Source organism: Lelliottia sp. RWM.1 (genome assembly GCF_016859735.1).
Lineage (GTDB): Bacteria > Pseudomonadota > Gammaproteobacteria > Enterobacterales > Enterobacteriaceae > Enterobacter.
Window position 1 is genome coordinate 49,536 of record NZ_WLVC01000020.1, and the last position, 19,641, is coordinate 69,176.

At 52.0% G+C, this 19,641-nt stretch carries 17 protein-coding genes; 4 read left to right on the forward strand and 13 right to left on the reverse strand.

Annotated elements, in window-relative coordinates; translation table 11 throughout:
* Positions 1–4: 4 nt before the first annotated feature.
* The 11 genes from wzyE to trxA all read right to left on the reverse strand — a co-directional run bounded on the left by wzyE (position 5) and on the right by trxA (position 12,246).
* On the reverse strand, positions 5–1,357 hold the full coding sequence (wzyE, locus tag GF617_RS15210) for an ECA oligosaccharide polymerase (protein WP_203452014.1): 1,353 nt from the start codon (positions 1,355–1,357) through the stop codon (positions 5–7).
* Complete coding sequence (locus tag GF617_RS15215; RefSeq protein ID WP_203452015.1) at positions 1,354–2,433, reverse strand: TDP-N-acetylfucosamine:lipid II N-acetylfucosaminyltransferase; 1,080 nt, start codon at positions 2,431–2,433, stop codon at positions 1,354–1,356. The genes wzyE and GF617_RS15215 overlap by 4 nt, the downstream gene beginning before the upstream one ends.
* Complete coding sequence (wzxE, locus tag GF617_RS15220) at positions 2,430–3,680, reverse strand: lipid III flippase WzxE (RefSeq protein ID WP_203452016.1); 1,251 nt, start codon at positions 3,678–3,680, stop codon at positions 2,430–2,432. Before wzxE ends, GF617_RS15215 begins: the two co-directional genes overlap by 4 nt.
* Position 3,681: 1 nt before the next feature.
* The gene (gene rffA / locus GF617_RS15225; RefSeq protein ID WP_181621416.1) at positions 3,682–4,812 is read right to left on the reverse strand and encodes a dTDP-4-amino-4,6-dideoxygalactose transaminase; all 1,131 of its coding nucleotides are present in this window, start codon (positions 4,810–4,812) and stop codon (positions 3,682–3,684) included.
* 4 nt (positions 4,813–4,816) lie between these two features.
* Positions 4,817–5,494, reverse strand: a complete 678-nt coding sequence (gene rffC / locus GF617_RS15230) for a dTDP-4-amino-4,6-dideoxy-D-galactose acyltransferase (protein ID WP_203452017.1) — start codon at positions 5,492–5,494, stop codon at positions 4,817–4,819.
* Positions 5,491–6,753, reverse strand: coding sequence for a UDP-N-acetyl-D-mannosamine dehydrogenase (gene wecC / locus GF617_RS15235; RefSeq protein ID WP_181621418.1), 1,263 nt, complete (start codon positions 6,751–6,753; stop codon positions 5,491–5,493). Before wecC ends, rffC begins: the two co-directional genes overlap by 4 nt.
* Positions 6,750–7,880 (reverse strand): non-hydrolyzing UDP-N-acetylglucosamine 2-epimerase, encoded by a 1,131-nt coding sequence (gene wecB / locus GF617_RS15240; RefSeq protein WP_181621419.1) that lies wholly within the window; start codon positions 7,878–7,880, stop codon positions 6,750–6,752. The genes wecC and wecB overlap by 4 nt, the downstream gene beginning before the upstream one ends.
* Before the next feature lie 57 nt (positions 7,881–7,937).
* Entirely contained in the window at positions 7,938–8,984 is a 1,047-nt protein-coding gene (wzzE, locus tag GF617_RS15245; RefSeq protein ID WP_181621420.1) for an ECA polysaccharide chain length modulation protein, read from the reverse strand.
* A gap of 12 nt (positions 8,985–8,996) precedes the next feature.
* Positions 8,997–10,100, reverse strand: coding sequence for a UDP-N-acetylglucosamine--undecaprenyl-phosphate N-acetylglucosaminephosphotransferase (gene wecA / locus GF617_RS15250; RefSeq protein WP_181621421.1), 1,104 nt, complete (start codon positions 10,098–10,100; stop codon positions 8,997–8,999).
* 216 nt (positions 10,101–10,316) lie between these two features.
* Complete coding sequence (gene rho / locus GF617_RS15255) at positions 10,317–11,576, reverse strand: transcription termination factor Rho (protein ID WP_001054528.1); 1,260 nt, start codon at positions 11,574–11,576, stop codon at positions 10,317–10,319.
* 340 nt (positions 11,577–11,916) lie between these two features.
* Positions 11,917–12,246, reverse strand: coding sequence for a thioredoxin TrxA (trxA, locus tag GF617_RS15260; RefSeq protein ID WP_006179218.1), 330 nt, complete (start codon positions 12,244–12,246; stop codon positions 11,917–11,919).
* Positions 12,247–12,390: 144 nt separating this feature from the next.
* Between trxA and rhlB the strand changes: the two genes are divergently transcribed.
* Complete coding sequence (gene rhlB / locus GF617_RS15265; protein WP_181621423.1) at positions 12,391–13,656, forward strand: ATP-dependent RNA helicase RhlB; 1,266 nt, start codon at positions 12,391–12,393, stop codon at positions 13,654–13,656.
* Positions 13,657–13,662: 6 nt separating this feature from the next.
* A complete protein-coding gene (gppA, locus tag GF617_RS15270) occupies positions 13,663–15,147 on the forward strand; it encodes a guanosine-5'-triphosphate,3'-diphosphate diphosphatase (RefSeq protein ID WP_181621425.1) in 1,485 nt (494 codons plus the stop codon).
* 51 nt (positions 15,148–15,198) lie between these two features.
* Here gppA and rep read toward each other — a convergent pair whose 3' ends face one another.
* Positions 15,199–17,220 carry a DNA helicase Rep gene (gene rep / locus GF617_RS15275; RefSeq protein ID WP_181621426.1) on the reverse strand — a complete coding sequence of 674 codons (2,022 nt, stop codon included), beginning with the start codon at positions 17,218–17,220 and terminating at the stop codon, positions 15,199–15,201.
* Between the two features lie 112 nt (positions 17,221–17,332).
* Here rep and ppiC (GF617_RS15280) point away from each other — a divergent pair, with 112 nt between their 5' ends.
* Positions 17,333–17,614, forward strand: a complete 282-nt coding sequence (ppiC, locus tag GF617_RS15280) for a peptidylprolyl isomerase PpiC (protein WP_181621428.1) — start codon at positions 17,333–17,335, stop codon at positions 17,612–17,614.
* Between the two features lie 53 nt (positions 17,615–17,667).
* The gene (gene ppiC, locus GF617_RS15285) at positions 17,668–17,949 is read left to right on the forward strand and encodes a peptidylprolyl isomerase PpiC (RefSeq protein ID WP_024555327.1); all 282 of its coding nucleotides are present in this window, start codon (positions 17,668–17,670) and stop codon (positions 17,947–17,949) included.
* A 96-nt stretch (positions 17,950–18,045) separates the two neighbouring features.
* Here the strand turns inward: ppiC (GF617_RS15285) and ilvC are convergent, their stop codons facing one another.
* Entirely contained in the window at positions 18,046–19,521 is a 1,476-nt protein-coding gene (gene ilvC, locus GF617_RS15290; RefSeq protein WP_203452018.1) for a ketol-acid reductoisomerase, read from the reverse strand.
* Positions 19,522–19,641 lie beyond the last annotated feature (120 nt).

Consider the following 19,641-nt stretch of genomic DNA (forward strand, 5'->3'; position numbering starts at 1 on the left):
TTACTCAGACTTGCGAAAGTGTTCTGCTGCCTCTGGGCTCACGCGGGTGAACAAGCCCTGCCCTGTCAAACAGCCAATACAGCAGTTTTGCTAACAGCAAGCAGACGCCAAAAATCGCCATGAAGAAAACGACACGCGAGACAAATGAATCCAGCCCTTCTCGCGCCAGAACGATCATGTTGAAAATGGCCCCAAAACAGAAGCTATGTAAAATCGCCGCTTTGTAGCGATTTATTTCTTCATTCCCACACGTATAAAGCCAGTCAAACCACTTGATAATCAACCCGACAGCAATTGCACCGGGCAGAATAAACCACACTCCCCCCATCACGACCAGGGAGCCAATTAATGTTGGCGAGATAGCCAGACCTGAATGGTTGTTCAGTACTTCCCAGGTAAAGTAGTTCGCCGTATTGAGCACGATGCCCGGCCGGTCCGGCCACAGCCATGTCGGAATAAAGACATAGAAATCACGCACGATGGGCGCTAACCCCTGGAAATCAATTTTATCGTAGTTTTGCAGGAGCAATGCCAGGTTTTCCCATGGCGAGAAGGTATCGCGCGTGAGATACAGGAAAGTATAAAACGCTTCATCACCGCTCACGTTCAACCCGTAACGTTTAAGCGCCAGCCAGAACATGCCGACAATCCCAAACACCCCGGCGGCAGCCAGCATCCACAGGGAGATCCAGCCGCGAATGATGCCGATAAACAGGAAGATGGCAAAGGCAATGATGATGTTAGCGCGTGTCCCCCCCACAATCATGTAGGTCAGCACGCCGAAGGCAACTGTACTGACGAGGAAAAACAGCCAGGCCCTGTAATCCTGACGCAGAAAATAGACCACCAGCATCGCCGGGATGAAGAAGTAGAAGAACCGCTTCAGAGCCACGCCTGAGACTTCAGCCGAGAAAATCTGGCTGTATGACTGCAATCTGAACAGCAAGAAACCGTTATGCATGAAGAAGATGCCCACACTCACGAGAGCAATAATCATCAGCATCACCCAGGTCAGATGCGTCTCAACTCGGTTCATCGTAAACAGTGCACGACGCGGCGCAGCATCTTTCGCAGACCGTAGCCGTGTTTTGTAGGTGACGTAATACACCGCGTAGAAACAGCTCGCAGAAAGTAACGCCTGCATCAAAATTTCAGGGGGAGCAACCCCTACGTCAAACCGGAAAACCAGAACAGCGGTCAGCGGAAAGCCAAAGTAAAAGGTCAGCAGATACAGTAGCGAAAAAAACACATTGAAGTTAAAGCGTACGCGCCGGAATTCGAACCAGGTCAGTACAGCGATGAACATCGCGCTCAGAAGCCAGACCACCAACAAGCCGCTAAATTGCAACTGGGTCATGCCTTGTCTCCTGAAGCGATACGCAGTGCGCGATGCCACGGCGAGAGATAGTTTGGGCTAAAGAAGTCGATGGTATTTTTATCCACCGATGCCAGTTGGCGCTGCGCTTCGCGCACGACTGCCTCATTGAGATCATCTGTCGTAAACAGAACCGGAAGATGCTGTTCTGCCATGTCCTGCCAGAACGGGTTGTCGCGGTTTAGCACGCAAGGTATACCCGCCTGGATCAACAGACACAACGTTCCAATCCCCTGCTGACGAGCAAAGATGAAATACCCCAGGTCGCACTTTCGCAACAGCGTAAGGTAATCATCAAATTCCAGCTTATCGCGGAGAATTTGCAAGTTCTCCACGCTAAACAGTGCAAGACCTGAGGCCCTGACTTCCTGGATATAGGCGTCGTTATTTGCCGGATAACCCATTGGCACGATGACATTGACCGTATCACCAAACTGCTGGTGTACCGCCTTCAGCGCGGCAATATGGTCATTACTGCGATCGCCGGAGTTGCCCACCAGAATCGTCAGCTTGCCCGTACGCTGCGTGTCGTTTGCCATCGCGTTCAGTGCCGGGTTCATCCGGGTCGGGAAATAAAGCAGCTCACCACGCACATCGGGGTGCTGTTTGGCAAAATAATTGAGATCGCCGCGCGTGGCGAAAACACACCCCACCCGGCCCTGCGCCAAACGACGCAATGGGTAAAAAAGGCGGAATTTCCAGCCACGGGAAACTTCATACAGATCCCCGCCCCAGATATGCCAGCTACATTGTGAGGGCTTAATCCCGCCATTCAGCAGCGCCAGCCACAGGCCGGTATTGAACTGCCCATGGAAGAAGAAGCGCTGTTCGCGATTCGCTTTTGCTTTTGTCACCACCGCTTTTGCCAGCGCAGCCTTATCCGGCCAGAAAGTCACGTTTAGCGCCGGGTTCGCCGCGCTCAGGCCATTATCCTGGCCCGCAACCATAAACTCGCGGGCGTCGGCACTGCCGGCAGCCAGCTCATCATTGAAGAACCGCAGAACGGTCTGGTTATGGTGTGGGATATCCGATCCCAGGATGTGAATCAGTGCAGTCATGCGCGTTTACGCCAAAGTAAAAATACGCCGCAACAGGCGGCGAAATAGACAATATAGGTTGCCATATAGGCCTGTGCTGCCCCCAGTGCGCCATGCGCAGGGATCAACCAGTGAGAGAACGCAGTCAGTAGCGAAAACTGGCTGATCTCCGCCAGGATATACAACCGTAGAGACGCTTTGGCGATCACCAGATAGCCGAATACATAAGCGCCCACTTTCAATACGTCACCGACCAGTTGCCAGGCAAAGAGATCGCGCATGGCCGTAAATTTCGCAGAGAACAGCAGCCAGATGGCGACATCGCGCAGCAGCCAGACGCTAAAGCTGGCAACCGCCACGGCCGGTAACACAAAGCGCAGCGAGCGGCCTATCTCACGGGTAATCTCTTGCCGGGAGGCCAGGCGCGATAAGGTTGGCAGCAACCAGACGCTAAAGGAGGCAGTAATAAACTGAAGATAGGCATCCGAAATACTGCTTACCCCCTGCCAGATCCCCACCTCATCCCAGCTGTAATGGGCGGCCAGCAGGTTTCGCATCATCACGTAAGCGACAGGCAACGTGACAGAAGTGATGAGCGCCATCAGGGTAAATTTACCTAACTGTCCCGCTAGCGCCTTATCCCATTGAGGCTTCAGATAATGCAGCGGGATGGTCTTTCTGCGCATCAGCATAAATGCGGCCGGAATGACCACCAGAGCGGGAACCAGAGCCAAACCGAGTAACGCCCCTTCATAACCGCCCAGACGATAGCAGGCATAATAGGCAATCACCCCAATGATACTGCCCAGGATCAGCGCGAGTGCATTTCCGGCAGCATCCCGGAAACCCTTCATCAGTGCCAGCAGCAGGTTTGCCCAGGCAATCCCCATTTGAACCAGTGCAACCAGACGTACCAGTCCCTGGTAATGCGAATGACCAAATAAGCCCTGGCTAATTGGCCCGGCTGCCAGTAAAAACACGACAGCCAGTAGTGTTGAAAACCCCAACACCATGGCTGATGACGTCCCAACCACCGAACGCAATTTTGCAGCATCATCATGATGCTGTGCGACATACTTGGTCACGCCGTTAAAAATGCCCGCACCAGCCAGCACACCAAGCACCGTGACCAGTTGCCGGAAATTACCTGCCAGCCCTACACCTGAAGGGCCATACGAGACAGCCAGCAGCTTGAAGACCAGTAGACCTGCGCCAATTTTTACAAGTGTGGACGCGGCGGTCCACACCGATGCTTTTGCCAGAGACATATCAGCCGAAATAACTCAGGAGGGAATTAATCACCGTGCGCTGGTTTACCGGCGCGAGGTTGTAGAACAGAGGCAAACGAAGCAAACGCTCACTTTCTTTGGTGGTGTAACGATCTTCTCCAGCAAACATACCGAAGGTTTCTCCGGCAGGGCTGGAGTGCAGTGGAATGTAATGGAATACCGCCAGAATCTCAGCTTCTTTAAGGTAAGCAATCAGATTGCTACGATCGTCGTTATCACGCAACTTGATGTAGAACATATGGGCATTGTGAACACACTCTGTCGGGACAGTCGGCAGCTCGATACGCCCGGCATTAGCCAGCGGTTCAAGCGCATCGTAATAGTTTTGCCACAGCGCCAGGCGTTGCTGATTAATACGTTCAGCCGCTTCCAACTGCGCCCACAGATAAGCGGCTTGCAGGTCCGCCATCAGGTAGCTTGAGCCAATGTCGCGCCAGGTGTACTTATCCACCTGTCCACGGAAAAACTGACTGCGGTTCGTCCCTTTTTCGCGGATCACCTCAGCACGCTCCACCAGCGTACGATCGTTAATCAGTGTCGCACCGCCTTCACCTCCGGCGGTGTAGTTCTTGGTTTCATGGAAACTAAAGCAGCCAATATGGCCAATCGTCCCCAGAGCACGCCCTTTATAGGTCGACATCACACCCTGCGCGGCATCTTCGACCACGAACAGGTTATGCTTTTTCGCGAGTGCCATAATGGTATCCATCTCGCAGGCCACGCCCGCATAATGAACCGGCACAATTGCCCGTGTTTTATCGGTAATTGCCGCTTCAATCAGCGTTTCATCGATGTTCATGGTATCCGGGCGGATATCGACAAACACGATTTTAGCCCCACGCAGAACAAAGGCGTTCGCCGTAGAAACAAAGGTATAGCTTGGCATGATCACTTCATCGCCCGGCTGGATATCCAGCAGCAGGGCAGCCATCTCCAGTGACGCCGTACAGGATGGCGTCAGCAGCACCTTAGCACTGTGAAAACGTTGCTCCATCCACTGTTGGCAGCGACGGGTAAAACCACCATCACCACAAAGCTTGCCGCTGCCCATCGCAGACTGCATATAGTCGAGCTCAGTGCCCACAACGGGAGGCGCATTAAATGGAATCATCTTGTCACCTGTATAACCAGTAAGCGGTGGCGTCAACGTTGGCCCCACTCGCAATATAACGTTTAAGCGCGGCAATATTCCCCGCCTGGGTTGCCACCCGCAGAGTCGAAAGCTGCTGTTGCTCCGCCCAGTACAACGCTGCCTGCATGAGTTTTTCCCCCATGCCTCGCCCCGCCAATAAGCCAATACGGCCTTCGCTCTCATTGAGCTTACGCAGAGAGACAAACCCCTGAATCTGACCTACTGTGCCGCGAAAAATCAGACAAATATGATCAAACGTGCCTTTTATCGCATTCTCGATCCACTGGGCATAAAAGCGACCGCTGTCATCAGGCGCATACCAGGGCGCACGAAAACGGCTCTGCGCAAATGCCTGGGCTGCCATCTGGCGCAGTTCAGGTATATCCTGCTCCGTAGCAATTTCTGCGCCAGGTGCATCCTGATGGGTGACACAAATGGCAAGATCGACCTCACCTTCAACCAGTTGAAATCCGTGTTTTTGAAGCGCATCTAGCCAGTCAGTGCGTGTCGCCGGGATCTTGGCCTGCAAGCGTTGCCAGGGGGTGAAGTCCGACTCTGATAGCGCTGGTGCATCATTGCGCAGGCGTAAGATCGCTGAAGGCAGACCGAAAAAAGAACTTTCCCAGTGAAGAGGTTCAACGACGCCATTGAGATCACTCAACGCCACACGCCTTTTGTATCAACAACATAGTGTTGAGTAACGGCATCACCAGAGGTTGCTTTGAACTCTCTGTGATCCACCAGTAAGACCAGAATATCCGCTGTCGCCAGGGCGTTATTTAACGCCGTCAGTGTACAGCGGCCTGTCAGCTTGGCAGGTAATTCATGAATGTTCGGCTCTACAACCAGCGTTTCACCGCTGTGCCAGTCGGTAATCATCTGCACAATTTCCATTGCAGGACTTTCACGCAGGTCATCGATGTTCGGTTTGAACGCCAGGCCAAAGCAGGCAATTTTCAGTTCGTTTGCGCGTTTACCGCTCTCTGCCAGGCAGTCCGCCACCGTGGTTTTCACCTGATTCAAAACCCAGTGCGGTTTGCTGTCATTTACTTCACGCGCGGTGCGGATCAAACGCGCCTGTTCCGGGTTCTGTGCAACGATAAACCACGGGTCGACGGCGATACAGTGACCACCTACGCCCGGCCCGGGCTGGAGAATGTTTACGCGCGGATGGCGATTTGCGAGGCGAATCAATTCCCAGACGTTAATTCCCTGATCGGCGCAAATCAGTGACAGCTCGTTCGCGAAAGCAATGTTCACGTCACGGAAACTGTTCTCCGTCAGTTTGCACATTTCAGCGGTGCGGGAGTTCGTCACCACACATTCACCCTGCAAGAAAATCTTATACAGCTCACTGGCGCGCGCGGAGCAGGATGGCGTCATACCACCAATCACGCGATCGTTTTTAATCAACTCAACCATAACCTGCCCTGGAAGCACGCGCTCCGGGCAGTACGCGATATTGATATCCGCCTGTTCCCCCACCTGCTGTGGGAAACTTAAATCAGGACGCGCCTCTGCCAGCCACTGAGCCATCAGCTCCGTCGCGCCAACGGGAGAGGTGGATTCCAGAATCACCAGCGCCCCCTTTTTCAGTACAGGCGCAATGGATTTTGCCGCTGCCTCGACATAAACCATGTCGGGTTCATGTTCACCTTTAAACGGTGTCGGGACAGCAATCAAAAAGGCATCAGCTTCAACTGGGGTGGTACTGGCTCTCAGAAACCCACCCTCAACAGCCTGTTTGACTACGCTGCCAAGATCCGGCTCCACGATGTGGATTTCGCCACGGTTGATGGTCTCCACCGCACGCGGATTAATGTCCACACCGACAACCTGTTTTTGACGAGAGGCGAAGGCTGCCGCAGTGGGCAGACCAATGTAGCCAAGACCAATGACAGAGATGGTAGTAAAACTCATAGCGATACCTGATTGTGTTTTAGCGCGTGCAAAATACGGCCGCAAGCCAGCCCATCGCCGTAAGGGTTATGAGCGCGGCTCATTGCCTGGTATTCTTCGTCATTGTGCAGTAAGCGCGTAACCTCTTCGATGATGCGGCTCGTCTCCGTTCCCACCAGACGAACCGTGCCAGCGTCTACCGCTTCAGGACGTTCAGTGGTTTCACGCATCACCAGTACGGGCTTACCAAGCGACGGCGCTTCTTCCTGAATACCACCGGAGTCGGTCAAAATTAACCAGGCGTGGTTCATCAACCAGACAAACGGCATGTAATCCTGCGGTTCGATCAGGTGTACGTTTTCCACGTGGCCCAGGATACGGTTAACCGGCTCACTGACGTTCGGATTGAGGTGTACCGGATAGACAATCTGCACATCATCATTTTGCGCGGCGATCTCTGCCAGAGCATGACAGATGTTTTCAAACCCGCTGCCAAAGCTTTCACGGCGGTGGCCCGTCACCAGAATCGTCTTCTTACCGTTAGTCAAAAACGGATAACGTTCAGTGAGCTGACTTTGCAGGCTATCATTCGCCAGCACGCGGTCCCGTACCCAAATCAGGGCGTCAATCACGGTGTTTCCGGTGACCACAATTTTGCTGTCAGCAATGTTTTCACGCAGTAAGTTCTGACGTGAATTTTCCGTTGGTGCGAAATGATACATCGCCAGATGCCCGGTGAGTGTACGGTTTGCCTCTTCCGGCCACGGAGAGTAAAGATTTCCGGTGCGTAGCCCTGCTTCAACATGGCCAACCGGGATACGTTGATAAAATGCGGCCAGGCTGGTCGCGACGGTCGTGGTGGTGTCACCATGCACCAGCACGACATCCGGCTTGAACGACTCCAGAATCGGCTTAAGCCCTTCCAGAATCCGACACGTAATTTCAGTCAATCCTTGACCCGGTTTCATAATATTCAGATCGTAATCCGGGACGATAGAAAAGAGAGTTAAGACCTGATCAAGCATCTCCCGATGCTGGGCTGTGACACAAACCTTTGCCTCAAAATCAGGATCGCTGGCCAACGCATGAACCAGAGGAGCCATTTTGATGGCCTCCGGTCTGGTTCCAAATACGGTAAGTACTTTCACATCAATTCTCTTCGATTAGCCGATGAAGGCCATCAGCCTTCATCGTAGACAGCCTTCTTAATTCACACGGCGTCGTGATAACGCCACTCCTGCGCCAATCAGCACGCCAACAATTCCCCACATAATCATCAGGAATGCTCGACGTGGACTATCGCGTTTTACTGGTTCTTCAGGCGTTCTCAAATAACGATAAGTCTGAAAACGTGGATCCAGTGTTGGACCCACATTCAGGGTATTGAGCATCGCGCGATTCTGATCGTAGTCGAGATCAAAATCTGGCCCAACTGCCTGTAGGTTTTCCAGGCGTGCCTGTAACATCGGCCGCCCAAGCAGGAACATCTCAGAATCAGGGAGTTCATCAGCCGGAACGTCCGTCTCGCTACGCGAAATATTGCGTTGTTCCGCAATTTTCAGCGCCTGTTCGATATTGTGTACCCGGCGGGCAAAAATGGCTTTTGCAACCTCTTCCTGGCGTTTTACCTGCGCTTTCGTCTGGATCGTACGCGCTGCCCACGCGCCTTTCAGTTCGTCATTCAGATGGCTTGCCGCTCGCTGGCTGGCAAACGCCACATACTGACGCAACAGGTTATTGGCATCGGTTGCCGTTTCCGCCACCAGCTTCACACTATCATTCACGTTACGCACAGCATCACCAGGCATAAACTGGATATTATTAATCATGTCATCCAGTAGCGCGGCATCCACTTTGCTGTTACCAACCATGCGCTGCTTGTAGTAATCCGTCTGGGACCAAAAGTCGCGGCGCGTGTCCCAGGAGGCCAGTTGCATAACAAACTCTTTATACGCCTCATCCATCACGGAGAGTTGATCAGCAGGTGTGAGGTTTGCCTTCACATCCAGATTACGCAAAAACTGCTGCTGCGAATAAAAACCGCCGAGCATGTTAACCGTTGGTCTGTCAGTGATAGCCGTTGCACTCCACTCTTGTTTCGCAAAAAAAGTATACGCCAGCGCGACCAGCGCGAATCCTAATGCGACACCTGCAATCCACAGCTTGCCGGCCCATAAAACGCGAAACAAGCCTCGGATATCCAGCTCATTCTCGGTCATCACTGATTTAGTTTCCGCCAACGGTTGAGTCATCACGATCCCGGTTTACTTAGTTAATGTTGGATTATTGCCACTGTTTCTACGCATTTTGCGTTTCAGGCGTTTAATGAAACGAGCCACTTTCCATGCTCGTTTTATGCAGTATCCGTACAAGAAAAATGCAGGCAAGAACAATACCAACATTACCCACTCCGGGACAAAATGAGAATATTCTGCCGCAACCCCAATACCTGCCAGAACAGCTGCAGCAAGGGTGATAAGCACAAATGCCTGACGCGACGTAAAACCTGCGCGCATAATAAGGTGATGAATATGCTGACGGTCCGGCGAGAAAGGACTCATCCCTTTACGCAAGCGGCGGTACATAATCGCAACCATATCCATCAGCGGAATGGCGATGATCCACAACGCGGTTACCGGACTGATGGGATGTGTCTTACCCTGAGTTGTTTCCAGCAAAATCCAGATAACAGTAAAGCCGATCAGAGTACTCCCCGCATCACCCATAAACACTTTGTAGCGACGTCCGAGCACACCGAGGTTGAGGCAAATATAAGGCAAGATTGCGGCGATCATCGCGAAACACCACATGGCAAGGCTCGTCTGGCCATCAAACCAAAGAATGATCCCGATGGCGGCAAAGGAAACAGATGAGAGACCGCCCAGTAAGCCGTCAATTCCATCGACCATGTTGAACGCATTAATCGCGGCCCACACGGCAAACAACGTCAGGAAATAGCCGAAAGGACCAAGAACCAGCTCCCAGGTCCCAAAAATGTAACCCAGACTGCTTAAATACAGGTTTCCCAGCACCATCATGATGACGCCAATAACCGCCTGCACCAATGCCCTGATTTTTACGCTGATATCAAATCGATCGTCGAGAGCACCCACCAACACGAGTACACCTGCACATGACAGGTACAGTGCTGCATGCGGAATATAGTAATCCGCAATGCCAAACGTGAAGCAGATACCGGCGTAAACGGAGATACCACCAACCAGTGGAATCAACCCCTGATGGCGTTTACGAAAGTTGGGTTTGTCTACCAACCCAATCGTTTTGGCCACCTTACGCGCAAGGAATAAAAAGCAGGCGGTAAACAGAAAAATACTGATTAATTCAGTAACCGCAGTGAGTAGATTCACAATCAATGCTCTCAACAAATGTTAATTACGGAAGTATAACCATGAAGCTTTAGGTCCAGAAGGATTAAAACAGGGCTTTCACATCCAGACTGCATACATTTCAATCAATTAATAACGAGGATGCAAGAGCCAAAATTGAGTATCTTCGGTAATAGCGTATAGGCCATAAAAGAAAAACGCCACGTAAAAACGTGGCGTTTGCGGGGTTTATTTCTGTTACGAGCGCTTCATCATGTCGAAGAAATCGTCGTTAGTTTTGGTCATCGCTAGCTTGTTAATGAGGAACTCCATCGCATCGATTTCGCCCATTGGGTGAATGATTTTGCGCAGGATCCACATTTTTTGCAGTTCTTCTTGCGTAGTGAGCAGCTCTTCTTTACGCGTACCGGAACGGTTGTAATCGATAGCAGGGAAGACGCGTTTTTCAGCAATTTTACGAGAGAGGTGCAGTTCCATGTTACCTGTACCTTTAAACTCTTCGTAAATAACCTCATCCATCTTGGAACCGGTGTCGATCAGCGCGGTTGCAATGATGGTCAGGCTGCCGCCCTCTTCCACGTTACGTGCAGCACCGAAGAAGCGTTTTGGACGATGCAGAGCATTCGCATCCACACCACCTGTCAATACTTTACCGGAAGCTGGAACCACGGTGTTGTAGGCACGCGCCAGACGAGTGATGGAGTCGAGCAGAATGATCACGTCTTTCTTGTGCTCAACCAGACGCTTCGCCTTCTCGATAACCATTTCGGCGACCTGAACGTGACGAGAAGCTGGTTCGTCAAAGGTAGACGCAACCACTTCACCTTTCACCAGACGCTGCATCTCGGTCACTTCTTCCGGACGTTCGTCAATCAGGAGAACCATCAACACGCAATCAGGGTGGTTGTAAGCAATGCTCTGTGCAATATTTTGCAGCAGCATCGTTTTACCCGCTTTCGGCGGCGCAACAATCAAACCACGCTGACCGCGACCAATTGGAGACGCCAGATCCAGAACGCGAGCGGTTAAGTCTTCGGTAGAACCGTTACCACGCTCCATGCGCAGACGCGAATTTGCGTGCAGCGGCGTTAAGTTTTCAAACAGGATCTTATTGCGCGAGTTTTCTGGTTTGTCGTAGTTAACTTCGTTAACTTTCAACAGCGCAAAGTAGCGTTCACCCTCTTTTGGAGGACGAATCTTACCTGAAATGGTGTCACCAGTGCGGAGGTTGAAACGGCGGATTTGGCTGGGGGATACGTAGATGTCGTCAGGGCCGGCGAGGTAGGAGCTGTCTGCAGAGCGGAGGAAACCAAATCCGTCTTGCAATATCTCCAACACACCGTCGCCAAAGATATCTTCGCCACTCTTAGCGTGCTGCTTCAGGATGGCAAAAATGATGTCCTGCTTGCGCATACGAGCCTGGTTTTCCAGGCCCATATTTTCGCCGAGAGTGATCAGCTCAGAAACCGGCGTATTCTTTAATTCGGTAAGATTCATAATGGTGTGGGTTCTTAAACTCGGGGTAATTCTCGAACTTAATGTTGTGAATGGTATGGCAGGGTCATCCATGCCTGTTAGCGGCCATCAACTCATGTCTGTTCGCTGTCTGGTCACAGGGAAAGAACGCAGATCTGAAACGACAAGACGGATTGAGTGACAAGCCCGGAATCTAGCAACTTCACGCACTGTTTTTGTCTACAACGGGAAGTATCGGGTAAAACAAGATTCAAACAACAAGGTATGTTTAAAACGAAGTCATAGCTAACTTAGCACGACTAAAGCCGGGCGTCCAGAGATCCACACAATTTTGGAACTCTGGACGCTCAGCCGAGAAACCTTACGCCAGATTAGCGTCCAGGAACTCTTTCAACTGACCTTTGGACAGTGCGCCCACTTTGGTCGCCGCCACTTCGCCGTTTTTAAACAGCAGCAGGGTTGGGATGCCACGGATGCCGTATTTCGGCGCTGTGCCCGGGTTCTGGTCGATATTCAGCTTGGCAACGGTAAGTTTGCCCTGATATTCGTCAGCGATTTCATCCAGAATCGGGGCGATCATTTTGCAAGGACCACACCATTCAGCCCAAAAATCGACGAGGATCAGCCCGTCAGCCTTAAGTACGTCCGTGTCAAAACTGTCGTCAGTCAGGTGAATAATTTTATCGCTCATATATAACTCCACAGGAATAAGCCTGGCATGTTGATTTCGCATCAATCAACGACGTGTTGATGTAGCATTAACCAACTAAAGGTTGACTTTATTTCACCGGATACGCTTTCGTAAAGCAATAGTAAGCTGATATTCTACCACACTATGAGCAAAACACATTTAACAGAACAGAAGTTTTCCGACTTCGCCCTGCACGCAAAAGTGATTGAAGCCCTTGAAACTAAAGGGTTTCATAACTGTACGCCCATTCAGGCTCTCGCACTGCCGCTGACGCTGGCAGGTCGTGACGTTGCAGGGCAGGCGCAAACCGGTACTGGCAAAACGATGGCGTTTTTAACGTCAACGTTTCATTATTTACTTTCTCACCCAGCGATTGCTGACCGCAAAGTTAACCAGCCGCGCGCGCTCATTATGGCCCCGACGCGAGAACTGGCGGTACAGATCCATGCAGACGCTGAACCGCTAGCCCAAGCCACCGGCCTGAAACTCGGCTTGGCTTATGGCGGCGACGGTTATGATAAGCAGTTGAAAGTGCTGGAAAGCGGTGTGGATATTCTGATCGGTACAACCGGTCGTCTTATCGACTACGCCAAGCAAAACCACATTAACCTGGGCGCAATTCAGGTCGTGGTGCTGGATGAAGCCGATCGTATGTACGATCTGGGCTTTATCAAAGATATCCGTTGGTTGTTCCGTCGTATGCCGCCGGCAAACCAGCGCCTGAACATGCTGTTCTCTGCAACCCTTTCCTGGCGCGTTCGCGAACTGGCGTTCGAACAAATGAACAACGCTGAGTACGTGGAAGTCGAGCCGGAACAGAAAACCGGTCATCGCATTAAAGAAGAGCTCTTCTACCCTTCCAACGAAGAGAAAATGCGTCTGCTGCAAACGTTGATCGAAGAAGAGTGGCCAGACCGTGCCATCATCTTTGCCAATACCAAGCACCGCTGTGAAGATATCTGGGGCCATCTGGCTGCAGATGGACATCGCGTAGGCCTCCTGACTGGCGACGTTGCGCAGAAAAAACGTCTGCGTATTCTGGAAGAATTTACCCGTGGCGATCTGGATATTCTCGTCGCAACAGACGTTGCTGCGCGTGGCCTGCATATTCCTGCAGTAACACACGTCTTCAACTACGATCTGCCGGATGACTGCGAAGATTACGTACACCGTATTGGTCGTACCGGTCGTGCTGGCGCGAGCGGGCACTCCATCAGCCTGGCATGTGAAGAATATGCGCTGAATCTGCCCGCTATCGAGACATACATCGGTCACTCTATCCCGGTGAGCAAATACAACCAGGAAGCGCTGTTAAGCGAACTGCCGCCGCCGAAGCGCCTTACCCGCGCCCGCTCCGGCAATGGTCCGCGCCGCTCCGGTGCACCGCGTAATCGTCGTCGTTCAGGTTAAGAAGATATGCTCAGTTCCACCTCGCTCTACGCAGCTATTGATTTAGGTTCGAATAGTTTTCATATGCTGGTTGTGCGCGAGGTGGCGGGAAGTATACAGACGCTGACGCGCATCAAGCGCAAGGTCCGCCTGGCGGCGGGCCTGAGCAGCGATAATCACCTCTCTCCTGAAGCCATGGAACGTGGCTGGCAATGTTTACGTCTTTTTGCCGAACGCTTGCAGGATATCCCTCATAATCAAATCCGTGTTGTTGCAACGGCCACTCTACGTCTGGCAGTCAACGCAGGGGATTTTATTGCCAAAGCACAAGAGATTCTGGGCTGTCCGGTACAGGTGATCAGCGGTGAGGAAGAAGCCAGGCTCATCTACCAGGGGGTTGCGCACACCACCGGAGGTGATGATCGCCGTCTGGTTGTCGATATCGGCGGAGCCAGTACCGAACTGGTAACGGGTACAGGTGCACAGGCCACATCACTGTTCAGTCTGTCGATGGGCTGCGTAACCTGGCTTGAGCGCTATTTCACTGACCGAAATCTGGGCAAAGAAAACTTCGATGAAGCAGAGAATGCCGCACGAGCAGTACTACGCCCGGTGATGGATGAGCTACGCTATCACGGCTGGAAAGTCTGTGTTGGGGCATCAGGAACCGTACAGGCGTTGCAGGAAATCATGATGGCGCAAGGGATGGATGAGCGCATCACGCTTACCAAACTTCAGCAGCTTAAACAGCGCGCCATCCAGTGTGGACGTCTTGAAGAGCTTGAAATTGAAGGCTTGACGCTGGAACGCGCGCTGGTTTTCCCTAGCGGGCTCGCCATATTGATCGCCATTTTCACCGAGCTAAACATCCAGTGCATGACACTGGCTGGCGGAGCACTGCGTGAAGGTCTGGTCTACGGTATGCTACATCTGTCCGTTGATCAGGATATTCGTAGCCGCACGCTGCGTAATGTCCAGCGCCGTTTTATCGTCGATACCGATCAGGCACAACGTGTAGCACAGTTGGCATCACTCTTTGCCGATCAAGTTGAGGGAAGCTGGGCGCTAGAACCACTGAGCCGTGATTTGCTGCTCAGCGCCTGCGCATTGCATGAAGTCGGTCTGAGTATTGATTTTAAGCACGCCCCCACTCACGCAGCCTATCTGGTTCGTAATCTTGATTTGCCAGGATATACACCAGCACAGAAAAAACTTCTGGCGACCTTGCTGCTTAACCAGACCAGCACCGTCGATCTCTCTTCCTTGCATCAGCAAAATGCTGTGCCACCACGCGTTGCCGAGCATATGTGTCGATTGTTGCGCCTGGCGATTCTGTTTGCCAGCCGTCGTCGGGACGATCTCCTGCCAGACATTACTCTGGTTGCAGAGAACGAGGCACTGACGCTAACGCTGCCTGAAAACTGGCTAGATAATCACCCACTGGGTGCGGAACTGATTGAGCAGGAGTGCCAGTGGCAAAGCTATGTCCACTGGACGCTGAATATCAAATAACGTACCGGGAACATTCGCCGGGCAAGCATAACCCCGCCCGGCAACACACCCTTATTTCTCTTTAGCCTTCGCCAGCATCGCGCGGATATTCGCCACATTCGCCTGCCCTTTGTGCATCCGCTCTTCAGCCGTGATCACTTTACGCTCTTGCTCCCAGAGCAGATCATCCTGTGGTAATTCCAGCAGGAATCGGCTCGGCTCAGGGCGAACCAGTTCACCATACTGACGACGCTCTTTGCACAGGGTGAAAATCAGCTCTTTCTGCGCGCGGGTAATGCCGACATAAGCCAGGCGGCGCTCTTCATCGACATTATCTTCATCAATGCTGCTCTGGTGTGGCAACAGGCCCTCTTCCATTCCCACCAAATAGACGTATGGAAACTCCAGACCTTTAGAGGCATGGAGCGTCATCAACTGAACCTGATCAGCCTCTTCTTCACTTTCGCCACGCTCCATCATATCGCGCAGCGTAAAGCGGGTAACAACCTGGGTCAGCGTCATCGGCTCATCTATCTCAGAACCTTCCAGCATCTCCGTCATCCAGCTAAACAGCTGATTGACGTTTTTCATACGCATTTCGGCTGCTTTAGGGCTGGCAGAGGTTTCGTACAACCAGGATTCATAGTCGATGCCGTGGATCAGGTCACGTACCGCCGCAACAGGCTCGCGCTCGGCCAGGCGCTGCACCTCACCAAGCCACTGCGTAAAACGGGTTAAAGATTCATACCCACGCCCAGTCAGCGTCTGGCTTAACCCCATATCGAAACTGGCAGTGAAGAGGCTTTTGTTACGGGTCATCGCCCATTCGCCCAGTTTTTGCAGCGTTGCAGGGCCTATTTCCCGCTTTGGCGTATTCACGATACGCAAAAATGCACTGTCATCATCCGGGTTGGTGAGTACACGCAAATAGGCCAGCAAGTCTTTGATTTCAGGCCGGGAGAAAAACGATGTTCCACCTGAAATTTTGTACGGAATGCGGTTTTGCATCAGCATCTTTTCAAAGACGCGGGACTGGTGGTTACCGCGATACAGGATCGCGTAATCCTTATAGTCGGTTTTATTGACGAAATGATGGGCAATCAGTTCGCCAGTCACGCGTTCTGCTTCGTGATCTTCGTTATTGGCACTGAGTACCTTCAGCTCCTTGCCGTATCCCAGCTCAGAGAAAAGACGTTTTTCGAACACGTGCGGGTTATTGGCAATCAGGATATTCGCCGCTTTCAAAATACGCCCGGATGAACGATAGTTCTGCTCCAGCTTAATCACCTGAAGTGCCGGAAAATCTTTGCTCAGCAGTACCAGATTTTGCGGGCGAGCACCACGCCAGGAGTAAATCGACTGGTCATCATCCCCCACCACGGTGAAACGTGCACGTTGCCCCACCAACAGCTTAACCAGTTCGTACTGGCTGGTGTTGGTATCCTGATATTCATCCACCAGCAGATAGCGAATTTTGTTCTGCCAGCGTTCGCGTACCTCTTCATTACGTTGTAGCAGAAGCGTAGGCAGCAGGATCAGGTCGTCAAAATCCAGGACGTTACAGGCTTTCAGGTGCGCATCATACAAACCGTAGCAATGCGCGAAGATCCTGTCGCGCTCGCCCTTCGCACTCGCGGCAGCCTGTGTGGGTGTCATTAGATCGTTTTTCCAGTTGGAGATCGTCGAGATCAGCTGCTGAAGCACCACCTTATCGTCTTCGATCAACCCCTCTGTTAACTCTTTGAGCAACGCCGTCTGATCGGTGTCATCGAACAGTGAGAAGTTCGATTTCATCCCCAGGGCGGCATATTCGCGTTTGATGATATCCAGGCCCAGTGTATGAAACGTGGAGATCATCAACCCACGCGCTTCTTTGCGCCCGAGAGTTTGACCTACACGCTCTTTCATCTCGCGCGCGGCTTTATTGGTAAAGGTGACCGCTGCAATATGGCGAGCCTGATAGCCACAGCCTCGAATTAAGTGCGCGATTTTATTGGTAATAACACGTGTTTTACCGGAGCCAGCCCCTGCCAGCACCAGGCAAGGTCCAGTAACGAATTCGACCGCTTGTTGTTGTCCAGGGTTTAAACGCATGGGAATATTGCTCAATCTTCGAACGGGGTGTGGATTGTAGCAGAAAGCCGGACGCAGATTTACCGGCTAATGATAAAGTGAGAAAAACGCGTTTAATCCTGAGAGCAGAACCATGGTAAAGACCGCAGCAGCCCTGCACATTCTTGTAAAAGAAGAAAAACTGGCGCAGGAGATCCTCGCGAAGCTGGAACGAGGGATCAGTTTTGATCATCTGGCTAAACGTTACTCGAAATGCCCATCGGGGCGTAACGGTGGTGATTTGGGCGAATTTAAACAGGGCGCAATGGTCGGCCCCTTTGATCAGGCAGTGTTTAGTTGCCCACTTCTGAAACCCTACGGCCCTGTCAAAACCAAGTTCGGTTACCACATCATTAAGGTGCTGTATCGCCGCTGACGCATGCTACTATTGCGCCCTGATTTATCTCAACCTCATTTCAAGGCGCGATCATGGCGAAAACAGCGGCAGCAATGCACATCCTGGTTAAAGAAGAGAAACTGGCCCTCGACCTGCTGGAACAGATTAAAAACGGCGGTGATTTCGAGAAGCTGGCGAAAAAACATTCCACTTGCCCGTCTGGTAAAAAAGGCGGTCACTTAGGTGAATTCCGTCAGGGCCAGATGGTTCCGGCGTTTGATAAAGTGGTGTTCTCTTGCCCGGTGCTGGAACCAACCGGCCCGCTGCATACCCAGTTCGGCTACCACATCATTAAAGTGCTGTACCGTAACTAAGCAAAAAGGCCTTCTCACTGAGAAGGCCTTTTCTATTTTCATCCTCTCTCAACGCGAGAGGGATGGAGTGAGGACATTCGTCCCCACCGGTCAGTCTTACCCTGCTACTGCGATACGTTTCATATCGGTCATGTAGCCACGCAGTTTGTGGCCCACGCTTTCAATAGCATGGCTGCGAATCGTTTCATTCACATCACGCAGCTGCGCGTTATCGACTGCACCTTCCGCAATCGCTTTGCCCAGATCGCCCGCTTGCAGGGTGGTCATGAACTCTTTCAGCAGCGGCACACATGCGTAAGAGAACAGGTAGTTACCGTATTCAGCAGTATCTGAGATAACCACGTTCATTTCGTACAGACGCTTACGGGCAATGGTGTTCGCAATCAGTGGCAGTTCGTGCAGTGATTCATAGTAAGCAGACTCTTCAATAATGCCGGAATCAACCATGGTTTCGAATGCCAGCTCAACGCCCGCTTTCACCATCGCGATCATCAGCACGCCTTTATCGAAGTACTCTTGCTCGCTGATTTTACCGTCAAACTGTGCGGCGGTTTCAAACGCGGTTTTACCGGTTTCTTCGCGCCAGGTCAGCAGTTTCTTATCGTCATTTGCCCAGTCAGCCATCATCCCGGAGGAGAATTCACCGGAGATGATATCGTCCATATGTTTCTGGAACAGTGGAGCCATGATCTCTTTCAGTTGTTCAGACAGCGCATAAGCGCGCAGTTTCGCTGGGTTGGACAGACGATCCATCATCAGCGTGATGCCACCCTGTTTCAGCGCTTCGGTGATGGTTTCCCAGCCGAACTGAATCAGTTTTTCTGCATATGCCGGGTCTGTCCCTTCTTCCACCAGCTTGTCGAAGCACAGCAGAGAACCTGCCTGCAACATGCCACACAGGATGGTCTGCTCGCCCATCAGGTCAGATTTCACTTCGGCAACGAAGGATGATTCCAGAACACCCGCGCGGTGACCACCCGTTGCAGCAGCCCAGGCTTTGGCAATCGCCATCCCTTCGCCTTTCGGATCGTTTTCCGGGTGAACGGCAATCAGCGTTGGAACACCGAAACCACGTTTGTATTCTTCACGAACTTCAGTACCAGGGCATTTTGGCGCAACCATCACCACGGTGATGTCTTTACGGATCTGCTCGCCGACTTCCACAATGTTGAAACCGTGAGAGTAGCCCAGCGCTGCACCGTCTTTCATCAGCGGCTGAACGGAACGCACAACGTCAGAGTGCTGTTTGTCTGGCGTCAGGTTAACCACCAGATCAGCCTGTGGGATCAGCTCTTCGTAGGTCCCTACTTTGAAGCCGTTTTCAGTGGCTTTACGCCAGGAAGCACGCTTCTCAGCAATCGCTTCTTTACGCAGAGCGTAGGAGATATCCAGACCAGAATCACGCATGTTCAGACCCTGGTTCAGGCCCTGAGCGCCACAGCCAACGATGACCACTTTTTTACCCTGAAGGTAGCTTGCGCCATCAGCAAATTCGTCGCGCGCCATGAAGCGACATTTGCCCAACTGAGCCAGCTGCTGGCGCAGGTTCAACGTATTAAAGTAGTTAGCCATGGGTGATACCTCGTGATGTTGTGTCGTGCTTATTGTTCGGTTCGCTTATGCGAGAATGAACTTACTATATGACAGGAAATTTATTGCGGAAATTGATATATTCACAACGTCACGTTGCAA

Coding starts and splice junctions, on each gene's coding strand:
- wzyE (WP_203452014.1), bottom strand. CDS start 1,357: ATGACCCAGTTGCAATTTAGCGGCTTGTTGGTGGTCTGGCTTCTGAGC.
- GF617_RS15215 (WP_203452015.1), bottom strand. CDS start 2,433: ATGACTGCACTGATTCACATCCTGGGATCGGATATCCCACACCATAAC.
- wzxE (WP_203452016.1), bottom strand. CDS start 3,680: ATGTCTCTGGCAAAAGCATCGGTGTGGACCGCCGCGTCCACACTTGTA.
- rffA (WP_181621416.1), bottom strand. CDS start 4,812: ATGATTCCATTTAATGCGCCTCCCGTTGTGGGCACTGAGCTCGACTAT.
- wecC (WP_181621418.1), bottom strand. CDS start 6,753: ATGAGTTTTACTACCATCTCTGTCATTGGTCTTGGCTACATTGGTCTG.
- wzzE (WP_181621420.1), bottom strand. CDS start 8,984: ATGACTCAACCGTTGGCGGAAACTAAATCAGTGATGACCGAGAATGAG.
- rho (WP_001054528.1), bottom strand. CDS start 11,576: ATGAATCTTACCGAATTAAAGAATACGCCGGTTTCTGAGCTGATCACT.
- trxA (WP_006179218.1), bottom strand. CDS start 12,246: ATGAGCGATAAAATTATTCACCTGACTGACGACAGTTTTGACACGGAC.
- rhlB (WP_181621423.1), top strand. CDS start 12,391: ATGAGCAAAACACATTTAACAGAACAGAAGTTTTCCGACTTCGCCCTG.
- gppA (WP_181621425.1), top strand. CDS start 13,663: ATGCTCAGTTCCACCTCGCTCTACGCAGCTATTGATTTAGGTTCGAAT.
- rep (WP_181621426.1), bottom strand. CDS start 17,220: ATGCGTTTAAACCCTGGACAACAACAAGCGGTCGAATTCGTTACTGGA.
- ppiC (WP_181621428.1), top strand. CDS start 17,333: ATGGTAAAGACCGCAGCAGCCCTGCACATTCTTGTAAAAGAAGAAAAA.
- ppiC (WP_024555327.1), top strand. CDS start 17,668: ATGGCGAAAACAGCGGCAGCAATGCACATCCTGGTTAAAGAAGAGAAA.
- ilvC (WP_203452018.1), bottom strand. CDS start 19,521: ATGGCTAACTACTTTAATACGTTGAACCTGCGCCAGCAGCTGGCTCAG.